Annotated in this window: 22 protein-coding genes; 20 read left to right on the plus strand and 2 right to left on the minus strand. The window is 64.1% G+C overall.

The window, feature by feature from the left end; genetic code table 11:
* Window positions 1–987 carry a malate dehydrogenase gene (locus ASE11_RS12290; RefSeq protein WP_056271455.1) on the minus strand — a complete coding sequence of 329 codons (987 nt, stop codon included), beginning with the start codon at window positions 985–987 and terminating at the stop codon, window positions 1–3.
* Between the two features lie 215 nt (window positions 988–1,202).
* On the opposite strand from ASE11_RS12290, the gene ASE11_RS12295 reads away from it, so the two are divergent.
* From ASE11_RS12295 to ASE11_RS12390, 20 genes are all read left to right on the plus strand, one after another.
* Window positions 1,203–2,012 (plus strand): GntR family transcriptional regulator, encoded by an 810-nt coding sequence (locus ASE11_RS12295; protein WP_082585703.1) that lies wholly within the window; start codon window positions 1,203–1,205, stop codon window positions 2,010–2,012.
* A gap of 164 nt (window positions 2,013–2,176) precedes the next feature.
* Window positions 2,177–2,608, plus strand: coding sequence for a succinate dehydrogenase, cytochrome b556 subunit (gene sdhC / locus ASE11_RS12300; protein ID WP_056271458.1), 432 nt, complete (start codon window positions 2,177–2,179; stop codon window positions 2,606–2,608).
* Between the two features lie 29 nt (window positions 2,609–2,637).
* Complete coding sequence (sdhD, locus tag ASE11_RS12305; protein WP_056271461.1) at window positions 2,638–3,003, plus strand: succinate dehydrogenase, hydrophobic membrane anchor protein; 366 nt, start codon at window positions 2,638–2,640, stop codon at window positions 3,001–3,003.
* Between the two features lie 4 nt (window positions 3,004–3,007).
* Window positions 3,008–4,813: a succinate dehydrogenase flavoprotein subunit gene (sdhA, locus tag ASE11_RS12310; RefSeq protein WP_056271464.1), complete on the plus strand. Its 1,806-nt coding sequence runs from the start codon at window positions 3,008–3,010 to the stop codon at window positions 4,811–4,813.
* A 109-nt stretch (window positions 4,814–4,922) separates the two neighbouring features.
* Window positions 4,923–5,627 (plus strand): succinate dehydrogenase iron-sulfur subunit, encoded by a 705-nt coding sequence (locus tag ASE11_RS12315; RefSeq protein ID WP_056271468.1) that lies wholly within the window; start codon window positions 4,923–4,925, stop codon window positions 5,625–5,627.
* Between the two features lie 20 nt (window positions 5,628–5,647).
* Window positions 5,648–5,965, plus strand: coding sequence for a succinate dehydrogenase assembly factor 2 (locus ASE11_RS12320; RefSeq protein WP_056271471.1), 318 nt, complete (start codon window positions 5,648–5,650; stop codon window positions 5,963–5,965).
* 25 nt (window positions 5,966–5,990) lie between these two features.
* A complete protein-coding gene (locus tag ASE11_RS12325) occupies window positions 5,991–7,301 on the plus strand; it encodes a citrate synthase (protein ID WP_056271475.1) in 1,311 nt (436 codons plus the stop codon).
* Between the two features lie 159 nt (window positions 7,302–7,460).
* Window positions 7,461–8,387, plus strand: a complete 927-nt coding sequence (locus tag ASE11_RS12330; protein WP_056271478.1) for a LysR family transcriptional regulator — start codon at window positions 7,461–7,463, stop codon at window positions 8,385–8,387.
* Window positions 8,388–8,416: 29 nt separating this feature from the next.
* Window positions 8,417–9,838, plus strand: a complete 1,422-nt coding sequence (gene leuC, locus ASE11_RS12335) for a 3-isopropylmalate dehydratase large subunit (RefSeq protein WP_056271481.1) — start codon at window positions 8,417–8,419, stop codon at window positions 9,836–9,838.
* A gap of 35 nt (window positions 9,839–9,873) precedes the next feature.
* Entirely contained in the window at window positions 9,874–10,035 is a 162-nt protein-coding gene (locus tag ASE11_RS12340; protein WP_056271484.1) for a hypothetical protein, read from the plus strand.
* Between the two features lie 17 nt (window positions 10,036–10,052).
* Window positions 10,053–10,706: a 3-isopropylmalate dehydratase small subunit gene (gene leuD / locus ASE11_RS12345; RefSeq protein ID WP_056271488.1), complete on the plus strand. Its 654-nt coding sequence runs from the start codon at window positions 10,053–10,055 to the stop codon at window positions 10,704–10,706.
* 115 nt (window positions 10,707–10,821) lie between these two features.
* On the plus strand, window positions 10,822–11,910 hold the full coding sequence (leuB, locus tag ASE11_RS12350) for a 3-isopropylmalate dehydrogenase (protein WP_056271491.1): 1,089 nt from the start codon (window positions 10,822–10,824) through the stop codon (window positions 11,908–11,910).
* A gap of 77 nt (window positions 11,911–11,987) precedes the next feature.
* Window positions 11,988–13,115, plus strand: a complete 1,128-nt coding sequence (asd, locus tag ASE11_RS12355) for an aspartate-semialdehyde dehydrogenase (RefSeq protein ID WP_056271494.1) — start codon at window positions 11,988–11,990, stop codon at window positions 13,113–13,115.
* A gap of 261 nt (window positions 13,116–13,376) precedes the next feature.
* Window positions 13,377–16,052 carry a FimV/HubP family polar landmark protein gene (locus ASE11_RS12360; RefSeq protein WP_235501278.1) on the plus strand — a complete coding sequence of 892 codons (2,676 nt, stop codon included), beginning with the start codon at window positions 13,377–13,379 and terminating at the stop codon, window positions 16,050–16,052.
* A 68-nt stretch (window positions 16,053–16,120) separates the two neighbouring features.
* On the plus strand, window positions 16,121–16,909 hold the full coding sequence (gene truA / locus ASE11_RS12365) for a tRNA pseudouridine(38-40) synthase TruA (RefSeq protein ID WP_056272207.1): 789 nt from the start codon (window positions 16,121–16,123) through the stop codon (window positions 16,907–16,909).
* On the plus strand, window positions 16,906–17,583 hold the full coding sequence (locus tag ASE11_RS12370; protein ID WP_056271497.1) for a phosphoribosylanthranilate isomerase: 678 nt from the start codon (window positions 16,906–16,908) through the stop codon (window positions 17,581–17,583). The genes truA and ASE11_RS12370 overlap by 4 nt, the downstream gene beginning before the upstream one ends.
* 43 nt (window positions 17,584–17,626) lie before the next feature.
* Window positions 17,627–18,910, plus strand: coding sequence for a tryptophan synthase subunit beta (gene trpB, locus ASE11_RS12375; RefSeq protein ID WP_056271500.1), 1,284 nt, complete (start codon window positions 17,627–17,629; stop codon window positions 18,908–18,910).
* Window positions 18,907–19,716: a tryptophan synthase subunit alpha gene (gene trpA, locus ASE11_RS12380; RefSeq protein ID WP_056271503.1), complete on the plus strand. Its 810-nt coding sequence runs from the start codon at window positions 18,907–18,909 to the stop codon at window positions 19,714–19,716. The genes trpB and trpA overlap by 4 nt, the downstream gene beginning before the upstream one ends.
* Before the next feature lie 44 nt (window positions 19,717–19,760).
* Window positions 19,761–20,639, plus strand: coding sequence for an acetyl-CoA carboxylase, carboxyltransferase subunit beta (gene accD, locus ASE11_RS12385; RefSeq protein WP_056271506.1), 879 nt, complete (start codon window positions 19,761–19,763; stop codon window positions 20,637–20,639).
* Window positions 20,636–21,313, plus strand: coding sequence for an LON peptidase substrate-binding domain-containing protein (locus tag ASE11_RS12390; protein WP_056271510.1), 678 nt, complete (start codon window positions 20,636–20,638; stop codon window positions 21,311–21,313). The genes accD and ASE11_RS12390 overlap by 4 nt, the downstream gene beginning before the upstream one ends.
* A 15-nt stretch (window positions 21,314–21,328) precedes the next feature.
* Here ASE11_RS12390 and nagZ read toward each other — a convergent pair whose 3' ends face one another.
* Window positions 21,329–22,423 (minus strand): beta-N-acetylhexosaminidase, encoded by a 1,095-nt coding sequence (nagZ, locus tag ASE11_RS12395; RefSeq protein WP_056271514.1) that lies wholly within the window; start codon window positions 22,421–22,423, stop codon window positions 21,329–21,331.
* Window positions 22,424–22,426: the final 3 nt, after the last annotated feature.

A 22,426-nucleotide genomic window follows, 5' to 3' on the forward strand; every position in this document is an offset into this window, starting at 1 on the left:
TTACAGCAAGTGCTTCACGCCGTCTTGTTCACCCTGCAGCTCGGCCAGCGTCTTGTTGATGCATTCCTGCGAGAAAGCGTCGATCTCCAGGCCTTCAACCACCTTGTACTCACCGTTTTCACAGGTGACGGGGAAGCCGAACATCATGTCCTTGGGAATGCCGTACCAGCCTTGCGAAGGAATGCCCATGGTGACCCACTCACCCTTGGTGCCCAGCGCCCAGTCGCGCATGTGGTCGATGGCGGCGTTGGCGGCCGAGGCGGCGGACGACAGGCCGCGCGCTTCAATGATGGCTGCGCCGCGCTTGCCCACGGTGGGCAGGAACACATCCTTGTTCCAGACCTGGTCGTTGATCATGTCCTTGACCAAAGCGCCGTCGATGGTGGCGAAGCGGTAGTCGGCGTACATGGTGGGCGAGTGGTTGCCCCACACGGCCAGCTTCTTGATGCTGGCGACCGGCTTGCCGGTCTTGGCAGCGATCTGCGAAGCGGCGCGATTGTGGTCCAGGCGCAGCATGGCGGTGAAGTTGCCCGGCTTCAGGTCGGGCGCGCTCTTCATCGCGATGTAGGCGTTGGTGTTGGCTGGGTTGCCGACCACCAGCACCTTGACGTTGCGCGAAGCCACGGCGTTGAGGGCCTTGCCCTGGGCGGTGAAGATGGCGCCGTTGATAGCGAGCAGCTCGGCGCGTTCCATGCCGGGGCCGCGCGGACGCGAACCGACCAACAGCGCGTAGTCAGTGTCCTTGAATGCGGTCATCGGATCGCTGTGGGCTTCCATGCCGGCCAGCAGCGGGAAAGCGCAATCGTCGATTTCCATCATCACGCCCTTGAGCGCCTTCTGGGCCTTCTCGTCCGGGATTTCCAGCAGTTGCAGGATCACGGGCTGGTCTTTGCCCAGCATTTCGCCGGAGGCGATGCGAAACAGCAGGGCGTAACCGATCTGGCCAGCGGCGCCTGTGACGGCAACACGAACGGGCTTCTTGTGCATGGTGAGAACTCCAGAATGAGACGAGGAAGGGGATGGGGTTGGGGAGGGAACACCCCAAGACAAAGGCGACAGAAGCGGGCGGATGTCGCGCCGCTGATGGGTCAAGGTCAGGCGAAGAGTGTACCCTCGCAAACCCTGATACGTCAATTTGTCTTATGTCTTATATAAGATATGATTCGCCATTCGTGCGCGGCCTCCCGGCGCGTCAAAAAACCATGGCCACGACCCCCCTCAGCACCTCAGACGCATCACCGCACGACGGCCGCCTGGCAGCCGACGTTGGTGCGCTTGAGCACTCCGCACCGGCCTTCAGCCCTCTCTACCAGCAGATCAAGACGCTCATCCTGCGCAGCCTGCAGGCCAGCGAGTGGAAGCCCGGCGACATGATCCCGAGCGAATTCGACCTGGCGGCCCGTTACAAGGTGAGCCAGGGCACGGTGCGCAAGGCGATCGACGAGCTCGCCACCGATAACCTGTTGGTGCGCCGACAAGGCAAGGGCACCTTTGTTGCCACGCATTCCGAGCAGCACATCCAGTACCGCTTCTTGCGCCTGCTGCCAGATGCCGGCTCTCTGGAAGACCAGGGCCCGGCAGAACGTCGCATCATCGAATGCCGCCGCCTGCGCGCGCCCGCCGAAGTGGCGCGCCAGCTCGCCCTGCGCACCGGCGACCCGGTGCTCCAGGTCAAGCGCGTGCTCACTTTTGCCCAGGTGCCTGCCATTCTTGAAGAACTCTGGCTGCCCGGCGTACCGTTCAAGGGCCTGACCATCGAGACCCTGTCTGACGACAAGGGGCCGATGTACGCCCTGTTTGAAGCCCAGTTTGGTGTGCGCATGGTGCGCGCGGTGGAGAAGATCAAGGCCGTCGCGGCGGACGGCGAGAGCGCGAACCTGCTCGGCGTGGCCGAAGGCTCTCCGCTGCTCAGCGTCGAGCGATTGGCATTCACGTACAACGACACCCCGATGGAACTGCGGCGCGGCCTGTACCGAACCGACGCCCGTCACTACCGCAATGAACTGAGCTGAGGCATGCGCTGCTATGTCCTTGATAGCCACGCACGTGCATTCGATGTCAGCCTGACGATTGGTGCATTGCAATAGAATTTGACACTCGGTGGTTCCGGTTACCAACGCGTTACACCACCGACATCCCCTTCCCCGCACCCCTTCTGCGCAAGAAAGTCCCAACCATGACCGAGTTGACCAAAAAGCGGCCCGAGTTCCGCAACATCAACGCATTCAAGGATCTCACCACCTACCGCCTGCCCCCCGCAGGCTGGGTCTCGATCCTTCACCGCGCCAGCGGTGGCCTGATGTTCATCCTGTTGCCGCTGATCGTCTGGCTGTTCGACACCTCGGTGTCCTCAGAGATTTCCTTCGAACGTTTCAGCGCGGCCTTCTCGGCGGGCCTGGGCTTCGTGCCCGGCTGGTTCTTCAAGCTCGTGGTGCTGGCCCTGATCTGGGCCTACCTGCACCACCTGATTGCCGGCGTGCGCCACCTCTACATGGACGCGCGCCACGCCGTCACCAAAGAGTTCGGCAAGTCCTCCGCCATCTTCACGCTGGTGGTCAGCATCGGCCTGACCGTGCTGCTCGGCGCCAAGCTGTTCGGCCTTTACTGATCCCACGAACCCACCCAAGGACCCACAAGATGTCTGTCAACTACGGTTCCAAGCGCGTCGTCACCGGCGCCCACTACGGTCTGCGCGACTGGCTGGCCCAGCGCATCACCGCCGCCATCATGGCTGTGTTCACCCTGATCCTGCTGGTGCAGGTGCTGTTCACCAGCGGCCCGCTGGGCTACGAGGGTTGGGCCGGCATCTTCGCCGCCCAGTGGATGAAGGCCCTGACCTTCGCCGTCTTCCTCGCCCTGACCTACCACGTGTGGGTCGGCATGCGCGACATCTGGATGGACTACGTCAAGCCTGCGGGCGTCCGCCTGGTGCTGCACGTGTTCACCATGGTTTGGCTCCTGTCCTGCCTGGGCTGGGCTGTTCAAGTTCTCTGGAGGCTCTGAAGCAATGACCGCAACCGCAAATCTTCCCAAGCGTCAGTTTGACGTTGTCATCGTCGGTGCCGGCGGCTCCGGCATGCGCGCCTCGCTGCAGCTGGCGCGTGCCGGCCTCAAGGTGGCCGTGCTCTCCAAGGTGTTCCCCACACGCTCGCACACCGTGGCCGCGCAAGGCGGCATCGGCGCCTCGCTCGGCAACATGAACGAGGACAACTGGCACTACCACTTCTACGACACCATCAAGGGCTCCGACTGGCTCGGTGACCAGGATGCGATCGAGTTCATGTGCCGCGAAGCCCCCAAGGTCGTGTACGAGCTCGAGCACATGGGCATGCCGTTCGACCGCAACCCCGACGGCACGATTTACCAGCGCCCGTTCGGCGGCCACACCGCCAACTACGGCGAAAAACCCGTGCAGCGCGCCTGCGCCGCGGCCGATCGCACCGGCCATGCCATGCTGCACACGCTCTACCAGCAGAACGTGCAGGCCCGCACCACCTTCTTCGTCGAATGGATGGCGCTGGACCTGATCCGCGACGCCAGCGGCGACGTGCTCGGCGTGACCGCGCTGGAAATGGAAACCGGCGAAACCTATGTGCTGGAAGCCAAGACCACTTTGTTGGCCACTGGTGGCGCAGGCCGCATCTTTGCGGCGTCCACCAACGCCTTCATCAACACCGGTGATGGCCTGGGCATGGCGGCACGCGCCGGCATTCCGCTCGAAGACATGGAGTTCTGGCAGTTCCACCCCACCGGCGTTGCCGGCGCCGGCGTGCTGCTGACCGAAGGCTGCCGTGGCGAAGGCGCCATCCTGCTCAACAGCGAAGGCGAGCGTTTCATGGAACGCTATGCGCCCACCTTGAAAGACCTGGCACCGCGCGACTTCGTCAGCCGCTGCATGGACCAGGAGATCAAGGAAGGTCGCGGTTGTGGTCCCAACAAGGACTACGTGCTGCTCAAGCTCGACCACCTCGGCGCAGAAACCATCCACAAGCGACTGCCCTCGGTCTACGAGATCGGCGTGAACTTCGCCAACGTGGACATCACCCGCGAGCCCATTCCCGTGGTGCCCACCATCCACTACCAGATGGGTGGCATTCCCACCAACATCAATGGCCAGGTCGTCACCCCCGACGGCCAGGGCAACCAGGCCGTGGTCAATGGCCTCTACGCTGTGGGTGAGTGCTCTTGCGTGAGCGTGCACGGCGCCAACCGCCTGGGCACCAACTCGCTGCTGGATTTGCTGGTCTTCGGCCGCGCGGCCGGCAACCACATCGTGCAGTTCAACGACAAGAACAAGACCCACAAGCCGCTGCCAGCCGATGCCGCCGACAAGACCCTGGCGCGCCTGGCCCGACTGGACAACACCACCGGCGGCGAATACGCACAGGACGTGGCCAACGACCTGCGTGCCGCGATGCAGCAGCACGCCGGCGTGTTCCGCACCCAGGCCAGCATGGACGAAGGTGTTGCCAAGATCAACGCCATGCGCGCGCGGGTCAACAACATCGCGCTCAAGGACAAGTCCAAGGTGTTCAACACCGCGCGTATCGAAGCGCTGGAAGTGGAAAACCTGATCGAGTGCGCCCAGGCCACAATGACTTCCGCCGCAGCCCGCCACGAATGCCGCGGCGCGCACACGGTCAACGACTACGAGCGCCCCGCCGACGACGCGCAGTTCCCGTTGGGCCGCAACGACGCCGAGTGGATGAAGCACACGCTCTGGCACAGCGCCGACAACAGCCTGACCTACAAGGCTGTCAACCTCAAGCCCCTGACCGTGGAGTCGGTTCCGCCCAAAGTGAGAACCTTCTAACCACCCCGCGCGCCTTTGGCGCACCCCTCAAGGGGCGGCGCCTGCGGCATGGCAAAGCCAGCTCCGCGGCGCCCCTGAACAAGAAGCTCAGACATTGCAGGAAAACACCATGGCCAAACGCACTTTCAAGATCTACCGCTACGACCCCGAAAAGGACGCCAAGCCCTACATGCAGACCATCGAGGTGGAACTCGACGGCCACGAGCGCATGCTGCTCGACGCGCTGATGAAGCTCAAGGCGGTCGATCCCTCCATCTCGTTCCGTCGCTCGTGCCGCGAAGGCGTGTGTGGCTCGGACGCGATGAACATCAACGGCAAGAACGGCCTGGCCTGCCTCACCAACATGAACACGCTGCCGGGCGTGATCACGCTCAAGCCGCTGCCCGGCCTGCCCGTGGTGCGCGACCTGATTGTGGACATGACACTGTTCTTCAAGCAGTACAACAGCATCAAGCCCTACCTCATCAACGACACCGTGCCGCCCGAAAAGGAGCGCCTGCAGAGCCCCGAAGAGCGCGACGAGCTCAACGGCCTGTACGAGTGCATCCTGTGTGCGAGCTGCTCCACGAGCTGCCCCAGCTTCTGGTGGAACCCGGACAAGTTCGTCGGCCCCGCCGGCTTGCTGCAGGCCTATCGCTTCATCGCCGACAGCCGTGACCAGGGCACGGCCGAGCGTCTGGACAACCTCGAAGACCCATACCGCCTGTTCCGCTGCCACACCATCATGAACTGCGTGGACGTCTGCCCCAAGGGCCTGAACCCCACGAAGGCCATCGGCAAGATCAAGGAAATGATGGTGATGCGCTCCGTTTGAGCGCGTTGACTCTGCCTGCCATGGACGCCGCAACCCATCCCGACCAAACCTCCGAAGCAGCGCTCGACGCGCTGCTGGACGAGCGCGCATTGAGCAAGCTCAGGTGGCGTTGCCGGCGTGGGCTGCTGGAGAACGATCTTTTCATCGAGCGCTTCTTCGCTCGGTACGAATCTGGCTTGACGGTTCGTCAAGCCGATGCCCTGGGGCTGCTGATGGACCTTTCCGACAACGATCTGCTTGATCTGTTGCTCGGCCGCAAGGCACCCCAGGACGATCTGGCCCGTGACGACGTCACCCGTGTGCTGGGCATGCTTCGTGCAACCCCGCAATCCGCTTAAGCCATTCCCACAAGAAGGAACCCGAATGAAACTCGTTGACAACAAAGCCACCCTGTCGTTCTCCAATGGCAGCCCCAGCGTGGATCTGCCGGTGTACGCCGGCAGCATAGGCCCGGATGTCGTGGACATCCGCAAGCTGTACGCGCAAACCGGCATGTTCACCTATGACCCGGGCTTTTTGTCCACCGCTTCTTGTCAGTCGGCGATCACCTACATTGATGGCGACAAAGGCGAGTTGCTGTATCGCGGTTACCCCATCGAGCAGCTCGCCACCCAGTGCGACTACCTCGACACCTGCTACTTGTTGCTCAACGGTGAGTTGCCCAACGAGGAAGAGCGCAAAGCCTTCCACAAGCTCGTGATCAACCACACCATGGTCAACGAGCAGATGCAGTTCTTCCTGCGCGGTTTCCGCCGTGACGCACACCCGATGGCGGTGCTCACAGGCCTCGTTGGCGGCCTCTCGGCCTTCTACCACGACAGCACCGACATCAACAATCCGAAGCACCGCGAAATCGCTGCGATCCGCCTGATTGCCAAGATGCCGACACTGGTGGCCATGTCGTACAAGTACGGCATCGGACAGCCCTACATGTACCCGAAGAACGACCTGAGCTACTCGGGCAACTTCCTGCGCATGATGTTCGGCACACCGTGCGAAGAGTACGTGGTCAACCCGGTGCTCGAACGCGCGCTTGACCGCATCTTCATCCTGCACGCTGACCACGAGCAGAACGCGTCCACCTCCACCGTGCGCCTGTGCGGTTCGTCGGGCACCAACCCGTTTGCGGCCATCGCCGCCGGCGTGGCCTGCCTGTGGGGCCCCGCCCACGGTGGCGCCAACGAGGCTTGCCTGAACATGCTGGAAGACATCCAGCGCAGCGGCGGTGTCTCCAAGGTCGGCGAGTTCATGGAAAAGGTCAAGGACAAGAATTCCGGCGTCAAGCTCATGGGCTTCGGTCACCGCGTCTACAAGAACTACGACCCGCGCGCCAAGCTGATGCAGGAAACCTGCAACGAGGTGCTGCATGAACTCGGGCTGGAAAATGACCCCTTGTTCAAGCTGGCCAAAGAGCTGGAGAAGATCGCGCTGGAAGACGAGTACTTCGTCTCGCGCAAGCTCTACCCGAACGTGGACTTCTACTCCGGCATCGTGCAGCGCGCCATCGGCATCCCGGTCAACCTGTTCACCGGCATCTTCGCGCTGGCCCGCACGGTGGGTTGGATTGCCCAACTCAACGAAATGATCAGCGATCCGGAGTACAAGATCGGCCGTCCACGCCAACTCTTCACCGGCTCGCCCCGCCGCGACATCAAGCCGCTGGCCAGCCGCTGAAAGGCGCCCGCCCGCTGAAAAAGCCCGCCACCGAGCGGGCTTTTTTTTGCCCTCGCCTTCGTGGGGCGGCAACCCGGACATCGTGCTTCGAGATGTCAAATCGCCAACAACTGGGGGAAAATCGCTCCTCAGCATCTCGAAACGAGAAGCCACAACCCCATGCTCTCCGAACGCAACTTCGCCCGCCAGATCGATCTCACCTCGCTGCAGCTCTTCGTGGCTGTGTGCGAACTGGGCAGCATCGGGCGCGCGGCCGAGCGGGAGTTCATTGCCGCCTCGGCCATCAGCAAACGCCTGTCGGACCTCGAGGGCACGCTGGGCACCACGCTGCTGCACCGGCACACCCGGGGAGTGCGCCTCACGCCAGCGGGTGAGGGCCTGCTGCACCACGCGCGCGCGGTGCTGTTCGGGCTGGAAAAAATGCAGGACGAATTGGCCGAGTACGCCGACGGCGTGCGGGGGCATGTGCGGGTACACGCCAGCATCTCGGCCATCGTGCAGTTTCTTCCCGAGGACCTGGGCGCCTTCGCTCGCCTGCACCCGCAGGTGAAGATCGATCTGGAGGAGCACCTGAGCCCGGAAGTGCTGCGCGCCGTTCAGGAAGGCGCCGCAGACCTGGGTCTGTGCAATGGCGCCAAGGGCACCGGCAGTCTGCAGAGCCTCCCCTACCGACGCGACAGCCTGGTGCTGGTGGTGCCGCACGGGCACGCGCTCGCCAGCGGTGGGCCGGTGGCGTTCGAAGCCTCCCTGCCCTTCGACCATGTGGGCCTGCATGCCAACAGCTCCATCCACCTGGCCATGCACCAGGCGGCGACCCAGGCCGGAACCACCGTGCGCGTGCGCATCCGCGTGACCGGCCTTGATGCGATGAGCCGCATGATCGCCAACGGCCTGGGCGTGGGCGTCATGCCCGCGCGCGCCTTTGAACTGCTCCACACGGGCGAGGTGTTGCAAGCGGTGCCACTGACCGACACCTGGGCCCAGCGCCAACTGGTTCTGGTGGCCCGCGACTTCTCCAGCCTGCCCGCCACCGCGCGCCTGCTGGTCGATCACCTGACCGCCGACGCAACCCTGCAAGCCGCATAAAATCATCGCTCTACAAAAGGCCCCACGCCATGCCACGCACGCTATACGACAAGATCTGGGACGAACACGTTGTCCACACCGAAGAGGACGGCACGTCCGTGCTCTACATCGACCGGCATCTGGTGCACGAAGTGACCAGCCCACAAGCCTTCGAAGGCCTGCGCCAGGCCGGCCGCAAGGTCTGGCGCGTGAGTTCGGTGGTCGCCACCGCCGACCACAACACGCCCACCACCGGCTGGGAACTGGGCTACGACGGCATCACCGACCCGATCAGCAAGGAACAGATCACCACGCTGGACAGCAACATCGCCGAGTTCGGTGCCGCCGCGTTCTTCCCCTTCATGTCCAAGCGACAGGGCATCGTGCACGTGATCGGCCCTGAAAACGGCGCCACCCTGCCCGGCATGACGGTGGTCTGCGGCGACAGCCACACCTCCACCCACGGCGCCTTTGGTGCGCTGGCCCATGGCATCGGCACCAGCGAAGTCGAGCATGTGCTCGCCACGCAGACCCTGCTGGCCAAAAAAGCCAAGAACATGCTGGTGCGCGTGGATGGACAGTTGCCCAAGGGCTGCACCGCCAAGGACATCGTGCTGGCCATCATCGGCAAGATCGGCACCGCGGGCGGCACCGGCTACACCATCGAATTCGGCGGCTCGGCGATCCGTGCGCTCAGCATCGAAGGTCGCATGACCGTCTGCAACATGGCCATCGAAGGCGGCGCACGCGCCGGCCTGGTGGCGGTGGACGACAAGACCATCGAATACGTGAAGGGCCGCCCGCTCTCGCCCACTGGCGTGGAGTGGGACCAGGCCGTGGCCTACTGGAAGACGCTGAAGTCCGACGCCGATGCGAAATTCGACGCCGTCGTCGAACTCGACGCCAGCAGAATCGTGCCGCAGGTCACCTGGGGCACCTCGCCCGAAATGGTGCTGGGCATCGACGGCAACGTGCCCGATCCCGACCGCGAAAAGGACCCCAACAAGCGCGGCGCCATCGAGCGCGCCCTGACCTACATGGGCCTGCCGCCCGGCAAGCCCCTCAACGACATCTTTGTGGACAAGGTCTTCATCGGTTCCTGCACCAACAGCCGCATCGAAGACATGCGCGAAGCCGCGGCCGTGGTGAAGAAACTCGGCCAGAAGGTCGCAAAGAACGTGAAGCTCGCTCTGGTGGTGCCGGGCTCCGGCCTGGTGAAGGCGCAGGCCGAGCGCGAAGGCCTGCACGAGATCTTCAAGGCCGCCGGCTTTGAGTGGCGCGAGCCGGGCTGCTCGATGTGCCTGGCCATGAACGCCGACCGACTCGAACCCGGCGAGCGCTGCGCCTCCACCAGCAACCGCAATTTCGAAGGTCGCCAGGGTACGGGCGGCCGCACGCATCTCGTGTCCCCCGCCATGGCCGCTGCGGCCGCGGTGCACGGCCACTTCGTGGACGTGCGCACCATCGCCTGACCTTCCCGTCCGACAACCACCTTCAGGAGACCCACATGAAACGCATCGCATGGATCGCAACTGCCTTCGCCCTCTCGCTGACGCTGGCCGCGTGCAACACCTGGTCCGGCGTCAAGCAGGACGCCAAGGAAGCCGGCACAGCCGCTGGCAAAGGCATTGAAAAGGCTGGCGAGAAAATTCAGGGCGTCGCCAAGTAACGCCCGCGGATCACATCATGCAGAAATTCACCCTCCACAAGGGCCTGGTGGCCCCGATGGACCGCGAGAACGTCGATACCGACGCCATCATCCCTAAGCAGTTCCTGAAGTCCATCCGCAAGACCGGCTTCGGAGAAAACCTGTTTGACGAGTGGCGCTACCTCGACAAAGGCGAACCGGGACAAGACCCGGCCAGCCGCAAGCCCAACCCCGACTTCGTGCTGAACCAGCCGCGCTACGCGGGTGCATCGGTGCTGCTGGCGCGAAAGAACTTTGGTTGTGGTTCCAGCCGTGAGCACGCGCCCTGGGCCATCGACCAGTACGGTTTCCGCGCCATCATTGCGCCGAGCTACGCCGACATCTTCTTCAACAACTGCTTCAAGAACGGGCTGCTGCCGATCCAGTTGCCCGAAGCCCAGGTGGCGCAGTTGTTCGACGAGGTGCTGGCCTTCCCAGGCTACGAACTCACTGTTGACCTGGAGCGTCAGGTGGTGATCAAGCCGCAGGGCGAAGAGCTGCCGTTCGAGGTACAGGCGTTCCGCAAGTTCTGCCTGATCAACGGCCTGGACGACATCGGTCTCACGCTGCGCTACAAGGACAAGATCGCGGCCTTCGAAGCCGAGCGCCTGGCCACCAAGCCTTGGCTCGCACACACGATGCCGGTGGCCTGATCCACCCCCGTCGCTTGCTCACTTCGCGTAACCGCATCCTCCCTCAAGGGGCAACACCTGCGGCCCGGCATAGCCGGTTCCGCGGAGTTTCTGAATCTCTTCTTCTACGTCCAACATGAAAATCGCAGTTCTTCCGGGTGACGGCATCGGCACCGAAATCGTCGCCGAGGCGGTCAGGGTGCTCGAAGCACTCGAGTTGCCCATCGAAATGGAATCGGCCCTGGTGGGTGGCGCGGCCTATGAGGCGCATGGCCACCCACTGCCCGAAGCCACGCTCAAACTGGCGATGGACGCGGACGCCGTGCTGTTTGGCGCCGTGGGCGACTGGAAGTACGACAAGCTCGACCGCCCGCTGCGCCCGGAGCAGGCCATCCTGGGCTTGCGCAAGCACATGGGTCTGTTCGCCAATTTCCGCCCCGCCATCTGCTACCCCGAACTGGTGGGTGCCTCCAGCCTCAAGCCCGAGATCATCTCGGGTCTGGACATCCTCATCATCCGCGAGCTCACCGGCGACATCTACTTTGGGCAACCACGCGGGCGCCGCGTGGCCACCGATGGCCATTTCCCTGGTGCCGAAGAAGCCTTCGACACCATGCGCTACAGCAAGCCCGAGATCGAGCGCATCGCCCACGTGGCCTTCCAGGCCGCGCGCAAGCGCAACAAGAAGGTCACCAGCGTCGACAAGGCCAACGTGCTTGAAACCTTCCAGTTCTGGAAGGACGTGGTCACCGAAGTTCATCAGCAGTACCCCGACGTGGAACTCGAGCACATGTACGTGGACAACGCGGCCATGCAACTGGTGCGTGCGCCCAAGAAGTTCGACGTGGTCGTCACCGGCAACATGTTCGGCGACATCCTGTCCGACGAGGCCTCCATGCTCACCGGCTCCATCGGCATGTTGCCCTCGGCTTCGCTGAACACGAAGAACCAGGGCCTGTACGAACCCAGCCATGGCAGCGCGCCGGACATCGCCGGCAAGAACCTGGCCAATCCTCTGGCTACAATACTGTCCGCTGCCATGATGCTCAAATTCACTTTCAACCAGACTGAAGCCGCCGATCGCATTGAACGTGCGGTCAGCAGCGTGCTCGCGTCCGGCCTGCGCACGACCGACATCTGGTCTGAAGGCACGACCAAGGTGAGCACCCGCGGCATGGGCGATGCCGTCGTGGCCGCCATCACCAAAACCATTACCAAGGGCTGAAGCAGCTCCGGTTCGTCACGCCCCTCCCCGGCACGACGAGCCGGGGCAAAACGGTTTTTTAACTTAAGGGCGTTGACATGAAACTCGTAGGACTCGTTGGATGGCGCGGCATGGTCGGCTCCGTGCTGATGGACCGCATGGTCGCGGAAAGCGACTTCGACCTGATCGAACCACTGTTTTTCTCCACCTCCAATGCCGGCGGCAAGGCCCCGGCGATGGCGAAGAACGAAACCACGCTGCAGGATGCGCACGATATCGCTGCCCTCAAGCGCTGCGACATCATCGTCACCGCACAGGGTGGTGACTACACCAGTGAAGTGTTCCCCAAGCTGCGCGCCGCGGGCTGGAACGGCCACTGGATCGACGCTGCCTCAACCCTGCGCATGGACAAGGACGCGGTCATCATCCTGGACCCGGTCAACATGCCCGTGATCAAGACCGCCTTGAGCAGCGGTGGCAAGAACTGGATTGGCGGAAACTGCACCGTAAGCTGCATGCTCATGGGCGTGGGCGCGCTGTACAAGGCCGGTCTGATCGAGTGGATGAGCACACAGACCTACCAGGCCGCATCGGGCGGTGGTGCGCAACACATGCGCGAGCTGCTTACGCAGTACGGCACGCTCAATGCCGAAGTGAAGTCACTGCTGGACGACCCCAAGAGCGCCATTCTGGAGATCGACCGCAAGGTGATCGCCAAGCAACGCGCACTGACCAGCGCCGAGACCGCCAACTTCGGCGTCCCGCTGGGTGGCTCGCTGATCCCCTGGATCGACAAGGACCTGGGCAACGGCATGTCCAAGGAAGAGTGGAAAGGCATGGCCGAGACCAACAAGATCCTCGGCATGGGCGAGGGCTTCAGCGCGCCGGCCATTCCTGTGGACGGCTTCTGTGTGCGTGTGGGTGCCATGCGCTGCCACAGCCAGGCCCTCACCTTCAAGCTCAAGAAGGACGTGCCCCTGGCCGATATCGAAGCCATGATCGCGGCCGACAACGCCTGGGTCAAAGTGGTGCCGAACACGCGCGAGGCGACGATCAAGGACCTGACTCCGGTGGCCGTGACCGGCACCATGATGATTCCGGTCGGTCGCATCCGCAAGCTGGCCATGGGCCCCGAATACCTGGGCGCATTCACCATTGGGGACCAGTTGCTGTGGGGCGCAGCCGAGCCACTTCGCCGCATGTTGCGAATCCTGCTCGCCGCCTGAACCCGCCTGGTCAGGCGCTTGGGGGCGCGGCATGGAAATATGTGGAAATGATTCGTTGCAAGTCAGCAACGTAAATTCAAGGGCCAAACACGACAGGCGGTGAGCTGGGAAACTCAAGCGGATTCTCAGCTTGTCACCGTAATCCGTTGATGTTAAGGTCAAAATTAGGTTTTTTCCTTCGAGGTCCAAGTGCCATTCAAACCCCGCCCTACCCCATTCCAATCGGCGCGCCAGGTGCGACAAATCACCGGGTTTGGTGGCTTGCAAGCAATCGCCGCGGCCGCCTTGCTGTGTGCCACGCTCACACACCACGGTGCTGCTCAAGCGCTGGCGTTGGGTCGAGTGGTCGTGCAATCTGCACTCGGCGAACCCCTGAGAGCGGAGATCGACGTTCCAGACATCAACGCTGAAGAGGCGGCGAGCCTTCGGGTGGGACTGGCATCTGCCGAGACCTTTCGGGGCTCCGGGATGGAGATGAACGCGGCACTGGCCGGACTGCAGATTTCGCTGCAAAAGCGCGCCGATGGTCGGTCATTCCTTCGACTGACCAGTCCTCGCCCGGTGAACGAGCCTTTCGTGGACTTGATCGTGGAAGCCAACTGGGCATCCGGTCGGATCGTGCGCGACTACACCCTTCTTTTTGATCCGCCCAACCTGCGCCCCGCGCCTCAGCCCGCTCCTGTTGCACCCGGTGTGAGTTCACCGCCCGCGCCCACACGTGCCCAGCCAGTGCTGCCCAGCACGCCCCTGCCGCCTGCGGCGCAAGCCACACCGGCACCTTCGGTGAGCCGCCCTGCAGCTCCTGCACCGGCGGCACCTGCACAGCCCCCGCGCACAACCCCAAGCCCGGCGCCCATCGGCTCCGCCGGTGGCGGACAAGTGCGCGTCCAGGCAGGCGATACCGCCGGCCGCATTGCAGCAGCCAACAAACCGGCCAACGTGTCGTTGGACCAGATGCTCGTTGCCATGCTTCGCTCCAGCCCGAACGCATTCATCGGTGGCAATGTCAACCGGATCAAGGCCGGCGCAGTGGTCGATCTCCCGACTGCCGATCAGGCGGGGGCCGTCAGCGCTGGTGAGGCCCGGCAAACCATCGCGGCCCAAAGCCGTGATTTCAACGATTTCCGCCGGCGTCTGGCCGGTGCTGCACCGGAGGCCGAGGTTGGCGTTGCAGATCGCCAGGCGGCCGGACGTGTGCAGGCTGAAGTGAAAGACGCGGCGCCCGCAGCTCCCGCTGCGGACAAGCTCACGCTGTCCAAAGGGGCGACACCCGCGCAGACTGCCAGCGAAGAACAGATCGCCAAGGATCGCCAGGCCAAGGAAGCATCGACCCGCGTGGCCGAGCTCTCGCGCAACATCGAAGAACTGTCCAAACTCGGCACGCCTTCGCCTGCAGCCACGGCGCCTGCAGCCACCGCTCCGGCTGCGACGCCCGCCGCACCAGCAACGCCTCCCTCGCCGAGCAGTCCAGCGCCGGCAGTGACCACCGCAACGCCAACGCCCGACGCCGCCACGCCGGCGACGCCGCCAGCTGCGCCACCAGTGGCTGCTGATGCCCCCGCGCCAGCCCCCACTCCAACGCCATCCCCCCAGGCACCTCCACCAGCACCCGTGCCGCTGCCAGACGAGCCTTCGTTCATCGATCAATTGCGGGACAACCCCTTGATGCTGCCGCTGGCCGGCGGCCTGCTGGCTCTGCTGGCTGGCTTCGGCATCTACCGCATGCGCCAGCGCAAAGGTGGCTCCAGTGTCGACAGCTCGTTCCTGGAAAGCCGGTTGCAACCCGACTCTTTCTTCGGATCCAGCGGTGGGCAGCGCATCGACACAGCAGAGTCCGTCGCCTCCGGATCTTCAATGGTGTATTCACCCAGCCAGCTCGATGCGGCAGGCGATGTGGACCCCGTGGCGGAGGCGGACGTGTACCTCGCCTACGGACGCGATCTGCAGGCCGAGGAGATCCTCAAGGAAGCGATGCGCAGCACGCCGACCCGCGTGGCCATTCACAACAAGCTGTTGGAGATTTACGCCAAGCGGCGCGACGCCAGGGCCTTCGAGGTGGTGGCAACCGAAGCTTTCGGCCTGACGCAAGGCCAGGGCCCCGAGTGGGATCGCGCATGCGAACTGGGCAAGGAACTGGATCCGAACAACCCCCTGTACCAGCCGGGTGGCAAACCCATCACCAAGTCTGGCGCCGTGGAAAGCTTTGTGGGTGCCGGTGCCAACACCATGCCGTTCGCAAGCAGCACGATGTCAGATTCTTCAGGGGCTCAGGCCTCGGGCACGGGCGACCTCGATCTTGATCTCGACCTGGACTTCTCGCTGGACGAAGAACCCCAACCGGAAGAACACATCGACGCGGCGCCGGCCGATATGGCACGCGATGTGCCCATGTCGGACATGGGAGACCTGCAGTCCACGGAAGCATTGACCAGCCAAGCGGCTGAAACGTCCGGTCCGTCGTCCATGTCGATGGACTTCGACCTCGACTTTCCGTCGCAGCCCGATCACCTGCAGACCTCGGTGTTGAACGCAACCCCAGCGCCCGGAGATGCCTCCCCTGCCATGCAGGCTGCTCAGGACGCGCCCACTTTCGACATGAGTGAGGAAACACCGGATTTCGGTCTCGACATGGATTTTCCCGCCGAAGCGATTTCTCCAGCACCCGCGGCGAAGGCTTCCCTGGCGGGCTCTCCCGAGTTGATGACGTTTGATCTGAACGACCTCAGCCTCGATCTGGACTCACCAGCAGAGGACACCCATGCCTCCGGCGATGGTTCGGGCCAGGAGAACCCCCTGGAAACCAAGCTCTCGCTGGCCGAGGAATTCCGCGCGATTGGTGACTTCGAAGGTGCTCGATCGTTGGCCGAAGAAGTGCTGGCGGAAGCGTCTGGCTCGCTCAAGACGAAAGCTGGCACCTTCCTGGCCGATCTGGCTTGAACCGCTCAGCCAACCACGAACCGAACCCCTCGGATCAGCGACAGACCTCGCGGAATTCCGTGCCTGACCTGACTCGCATCGCCTTGGGTGTGAGCTACAACGGCCGGGCCTACGAAGGCTGGCAGAGTCAGCTGGGGGGTCGAACCGTGCAGGACAAGCTGGAGCAGGCCCTCACCAGCTTCGGGGCCGTCGAGCCCATCAAAACCCTGTGCGCTGGCCGCACCGACTCGGGCGTGCACGGTCTCATGCAGGTGGTGCACTTCGACACCCTGCTGGATCGTGACGAAAACGCCTGGGTACGGGGCACCAACAGCTTCTTGCCCTCCGACATTGCGATCCAGTGGGCGCGTCACGTCGACAGCAGCTTCCACGCTCGCGGCAGCGCACGCTCGCGCCGCTATGCGTACGTGCTGCTCGAGTCCCCCGTGAGGCCCAGCGTGGACGCTGGTCAAGTGGGCTGGGTGTTTCGCCCAATGACCCTGGAGCCCATGGTGCAAGCCGCGCAGACGCTGGTGGGTGAACACGATTTTTCCTCCTTCCGTGCCGCCCAGTGCCAGGCCCATTCGCCGATCAAGCGCCTGATGCGCGCCGAGGTCACGCGCCGCGGCGCCTACTGGCGCTTCGAGTTCGAGGCGTCGGCATTTCTTCACCACATGATCCGCAACATCATGGGCTGCCTGATCGCCATCGGCAATGGCAGCCGTCCACCCGAGTGGATGACCGAGGTGCTGCTGGCTCGCAGCCGGGACGTGGCCGCCCCCACCTTTTCCCCTGACGGCCTGTATTTCCTCGGACCGGTCTACGATCCGGCATGGGGCTTGCCACAACGCACGCCCACCTTCGACTGGTTGCCATGAACACTCACCGCACGCGCATCAAGATCTGCGGCCTCACGCGCGAGGCCGATGTGGACGCGGCCGCCCACGCCGGCGCCGATGCCGTGGGCTTCGTGCTGTACGACAAGAGCCCGCGCCACGTCACGCCCGAGCGTGCTGGCGAACTCGCTCGGCACCTGCCGCCCTTCGTGACGCCAGTGCTGCTGGTCGTCAACGCCAGCCCTGAACACATCCAGCGAGGTTGCGCTGAAGTGCCCAACGCCTTGCTGCAATTCCACGGTGACGAGTCACCCGCCGAATGCTTGACAGCAGGCCGGCCCTTTGTGCGCGCGGCACGCATACCCGCAGGATTCGCCGGGCATGACTTCGATCTCCTAAAATACGCCTCTGACTTCTCGGCAGCCCAGGCCATCCTGCTCGACGCACACGTCGAAGGCTACGGCGGTGGCGGTCAATCCTTCGACTGGACGGCATTTCCTTGGTCACATCCGCTTCTAAACGCCAGCTCTCGCCTCGTTTTGTCTGGTGGACTCACGCCTGCAAACGTGACCGATGGCATCACGTGCGTGCGGCCCTGGGCCGTTGACGTGAGTTCCGGCGTCGAGGTGTCCAAGGGCATCAAGAACCCGGACCTCATGAACGCCTTTGTCGCTGCCGTTCGGGCAGCCGATGAACACCTTTCCCGCCTGCCCTGATCGTTCCCGATCTTGGGTTGGGCAGTCGAACCGAGATCACCCCATGCAGACTTACCAGCAACCCGATGCCCGCGGCCACTTCGGCATTTACGGCGGCAGCTTCGTGAGTGAAACGCTCACCCACGCCATCAACGAACTCAAGGCGGCATACGCCCGGTACCAGCACGATCCCGAGTTCCTCGCTGAATTCAAGAACGAACTGGCGCACTTCGTGGGCCGGCCCAGCCCGGTCTACCATGCCGCGCGCATGAGCCGAGAAACAGGTGGAGCGCAGATCTTCCTGAAGCGTGAAGACCTCAACCACACCGGCGCGCACAAGATCAACAACACCATCGGTCAGGCCATGTTGGCCAGGCGCATGGGCAAGCCGCGCATCATTGCCGAGACGGGCGCCGGCCAGCACGGTGTGGCCACCGCCACCATCTGCGCGCGCTACGGACTGGAATGCGTGGTGTACATGGGCAGCGAAGACGTCAAGCGCCAAAGCCCCAACGTCTACCGCATGAAGCTGCTGGGTGCCACGGTGGTGCCGGTCGATTCCGGCAGCCGCACGCTCAAAGACGCGCTCAACGAGGCCATGCGCGACTGGGTCGCCAACGTGGACAACACCTTCTACATCATCGGCACCGTGGCAGGCCCGCACCCCTACCCGATGATGGTGCGCGACTTCCAGAGCGTGATCGGCGAAGAGTGCCTGGTGCAGATGCCCGAGATGCTCGCCGCCGCAGGTTGCACCAACGAACAACCCGACGCGGTGATCGCCTGCGTGGGTGGCGGCAGCAACGCCATGGGCATCTTCTACCCCTACATCAACCACCCGAAGACACGCCTGATCGGTGTGGAAGCCGCCGGCGAAGGCATGGAGAGTGGCAAACACTCGGCCTCGCTGCAAAAAGGCAGCCCGGGCGTGCTGCACGGCAACCGCACCTATGTGCTTCAGGACGACAACGGCCAAGTCACCGAGACCCACAGCGTGAGCGCCGGCCTGGACTACCCTGGTGTCGGCCCCGAGCACGCGTTCCTGAAAGACATCGGCCGCGCCGAGTACGTGGGCATCACCGATGCCGAGGCGCTGGAGGCTTTCCACTACCTGTGCCGCACCGAAGGCATCATCCCCGCGCTCGAGTCGAGCCATGCCGTGGCCTACGCCATGAAGCTGGCCAGGACCATGAAGCCCGACCAGTCGATCCTGGTCAACCTTTCTGGCCGCGGCGACAAGGACATCGGCACCGTGGCCGACCTGTCCAATGCCGATTTTTATTGTCGACCGAGCTGCCGCGGGCAGTCGGTCAAAGGTGGCGTGGCCACCATCGAGGTGAAGAAATGAGCCGCATCGACACCACCTTTGCAGCGTTGAAGAAGCAGGACCGCAAGGCACTCATCCCATTCGTCACCGCCGGTTTTCCTTACGCGGACATCACGCCCGATCTCATGCACGGCATGGCCGAGGCGGGTGCCGACGTGATCGAGCTCGGCGTGCCCTTCTCCGACCCGTCGGCCGACGGCCCGGTGATCCAGAAGGCCGGTGATCGCGCGCTGGCGGCCGGCATTGGCCTCACCCAGGTCATTGCCATGGTGCGCAGCTTTCGCGAGCGCAACGACACCACACCCGTGGTGCTCATGGGCTACGCCAACCCGGTGGAACGCTACGACCAGAAGCACGGCGCGGGCGCGTTTGTGCGCGACGCATCGACCGCCGGCGTGGACGGCGTGTTGATCGTGGACTACCCGCCAGAGGAGTGCGAGGACTTTGCCGCCTCGTTGCGCGAACACGGCATGGACCTGATTTTCCTGCTGGCCCCCACCTCCACCGACGAGCGCATGGCGCAGGTGGCGCGCGTGGCCACGGGCTATGTGTACTACGTGTCGCTCAAAGGCGTGACCGGCGCCGGTACGCTCGATGTGGGCCAGGTCGAGGCCATGTTGCCTCGCATCCGTTCGCACGTGAGCGTGCCCGTGGGCGTGGGCTTCGGCATCCGCGACGCGGAAACGGCGCGAGCCATCAGCCGTTCCGCCGACGCCGTGGTGATCGGCAGCAAGATCATCCAGTTGATCGACAACGAACCGCACGAAAAAGTGGTGGCCGTGGCGTCCAACTTCATTCGCACGATCCGCAAGGCACTCGACGCATAATTCCGGATGGCGTCCTTGGGGCGCATCCGCATGGAGAAAACCACATGTCCTGGCTCGAAAAACTGCTGCCCCCCAAGATCACCCCCACCGACCCGACCGAACGCCGCAGCGTGCCGGAGGGCTTGTGGATCAAGTGCCCGAGCTGCGAGGCCGTGCTGTACAAGAACGATCTGGAGAAGAACCAGAACGTCTGCCCGCACTGCAGCCACCACCACCGCATCGGCGCGCGTGCGCGACTCAACGCGTTTCTGGATGCCGAAGGTCGCTACGAACTCGCCCAGGAAGTGCTGCCGGTCGACGCCCTCAAGTTCAAGGACAGTCGCAAGTACCCCGAGCGCCTGAAGGACGCGCTGGAGACCACCGGCGAGACCGATGCGCTGATCGTCATGGGCGGCGCGGTACACGGCATCAGCCTGGTGGTGGCGTGCTTTGAATTCGACTTCATGGGCGGCTCCATGGGTTCGGTGGTCGGCGAGCGCTTCGTGCGTGGCGTGGAGGAAGCCATTGCGCAAAAAGTGCCGTTTGTGTGCTTCACGGCCACCGGTGGCGCGCGCATGCAGGAAGGCCTGCTCTCGCTCATGCAGATGGCCAAGACCAACGCTTCCCTCACGCGCCTGGCCAAAAAGGGCCTGCCCTACATCAGCGTGCTCACCGACCCGACCATGGGCGGCGTGAGCGCGGGCTTCGCCTTCCTGGGCGACGTGGTGATCGCCGAGCCCAAGGCCCTGATCGGCTTTGCCGGCCCGCGCGTGATCGAGAACACCGTGCGAGTGAAGCTGCCCGAAGGCTTCCAGCGCGCCGAGTTCCTGCAAACCAAAGGCGCGGTCGATTTCATCTCCGATCGACGCGAGCTGCGCGCCACCATCGCCAACACCCTGGCGATGCTGCAGCGCCAGAGCGCCGACGCGGTGGTCAACGATTGAATTCCGCGCCGGCCGAGGCGCTCACGCTGTCTCAGCTCCCCTTGTTTCCGCTGCAGACCGTCCTGTTTCCTGGCGGATGGTTGCCGCTTCGCATCTTCGAGGTGCGCTACCTCGACATGATCGGCCGCTGCCACAAAGCCGGCGCGCCGTTTGGCGTGGTGTGCCTGAGTGAAGGCAGCGAGGTGCGGCGGATCAACCCCTCGGCGGCGCCCACCGGAGACGGTTTCGCCAAGGAAGTGTTTCACGCAGTGGGCACCCTGGCCCAGATCGAAAGCCTGGAGCGGCCTCAGCCTGGACTCATGGTCATCAAATGCCGCGGCCTGCAACGCTTCCACGTCAACCGTCGCAGCCAGTTGCCGCACGGCCTGTGGGTGGCCGACGTGACGCTGGACGAGCACGAGACAGTGGTGGCCGTGCCGCCCGACCTGGCAAACACCCGCGATGCGCTGCAGCGCCTGCTGCACAACCTGCAGGAGCGCGACCCCGAAAACCTGGAGCAATTGCCGTTGCAACCGCCTTACCACTGGGACGACAGCGGCTGGGTGGCCAACCGCTGGGCCGAGTTGTTGCCGGCACCAGCCGAACTCAAGCAGCGCTTGATGGCGCTGGACAACCCGCTGCTGCGCCTGGAGCTGGTATCGGACCTGCTGGACAAGCTGGGACTGGAGAACTGATCACCGCGCCCTGCCTCAATCGGGCAGCAGCGAGAGCGCCTGCATGTAGCGCTCACCCACCATCAAGGCATCCCAATCGCGCGCTGCCGCGCGCGGCAGCAAGGCCCGGCGCCGCTCTTCGCTCGCCGGGTTGGGCATCCAGTCGCCCTGCAGGCAGGCCTTTGACAGATCGTTGATGGCTTCGTCGATCGGAGCGCCGCCCTCTTCCACCGACTGGTTGCACAGCAGGACCATGTCGCAGCCTGCTTGCAAGGCGGCCAGTGCTGCAGCAGTGAAGCTCACCGCCTGACCATCGATCTGCCGCGCCGCGGCCATGCTGAGGTCGTCGCTGAAGATGGCGCCGGTGAAGCCCAGGCGGTGGCGCAGCACCTCCTGCAGCCATCGTGCGGAAAAGCCTGCGGGACGCTGGTCGACCTTGGGGTAGATCACGTGGGCGGGCATCACGGCCTGCAGGCTGGCCGAGAGCCAGCCGTAAGGCGCGGCGTCTTCCGCCAGGATGGCTTTCAGGCTGCGCCGGTCCACCGGAATGGCTTGGTGTGAATCGGCCTTGACGAAACCATGACCGGGGAAGTGTTTGCCGCAGTTGCCCATGCCGCTTTGCAGCAGGCCGTGCATCAATGCCTGCGCAAGCAGTGTGACGATGCGCGGATCGCGGCCGAAAGAGCGGTCGCCAATCACCGAGCTCTCGCCAAAGTCCAGGTCCAGCACGGGCGTGAAGCTCAGGTCGACGCCGCAAGCGCGCAGCTCGGCGCCCAGCACGTAACCGGCGGCGGTGGCCGCGTTGCAGGCCTGCAGGGTGGGGGCGCCTTCGGGCTCGCCCGCCTTGACCGGGCGCATCGCCATGGCGCCCAGCGCGGCCATCGGCGGAAGGTGGGTGAAGCCGTCGGTGCGGAAGCGCTGCACGCGACCGCCCTCGTGGTCCACCGCGATCAGCAAGTCGGGCCGCACGGCCTTGATCTGGCGGCACAGCTGCGTGAGTTGCACCCGGTCGTGCCAGTTGCGACCAAACAGGATCACGCCGCCGACCAGGGGGTGGGCCAGGCGCTGGCGGTCCACCGTGGTGAGGCTATGGCCAGCCACGTCGATGATGAGAGGGGCGTGTGGGTTCATGGA

This window comes from Hydrogenophaga sp. Root209 (genome assembly GCF_001428625.1).
Taxonomy (GTDB): domain Bacteria; phylum Pseudomonadota; class Gammaproteobacteria; order Burkholderiales; family Burkholderiaceae_C; genus Hydrogenophaga.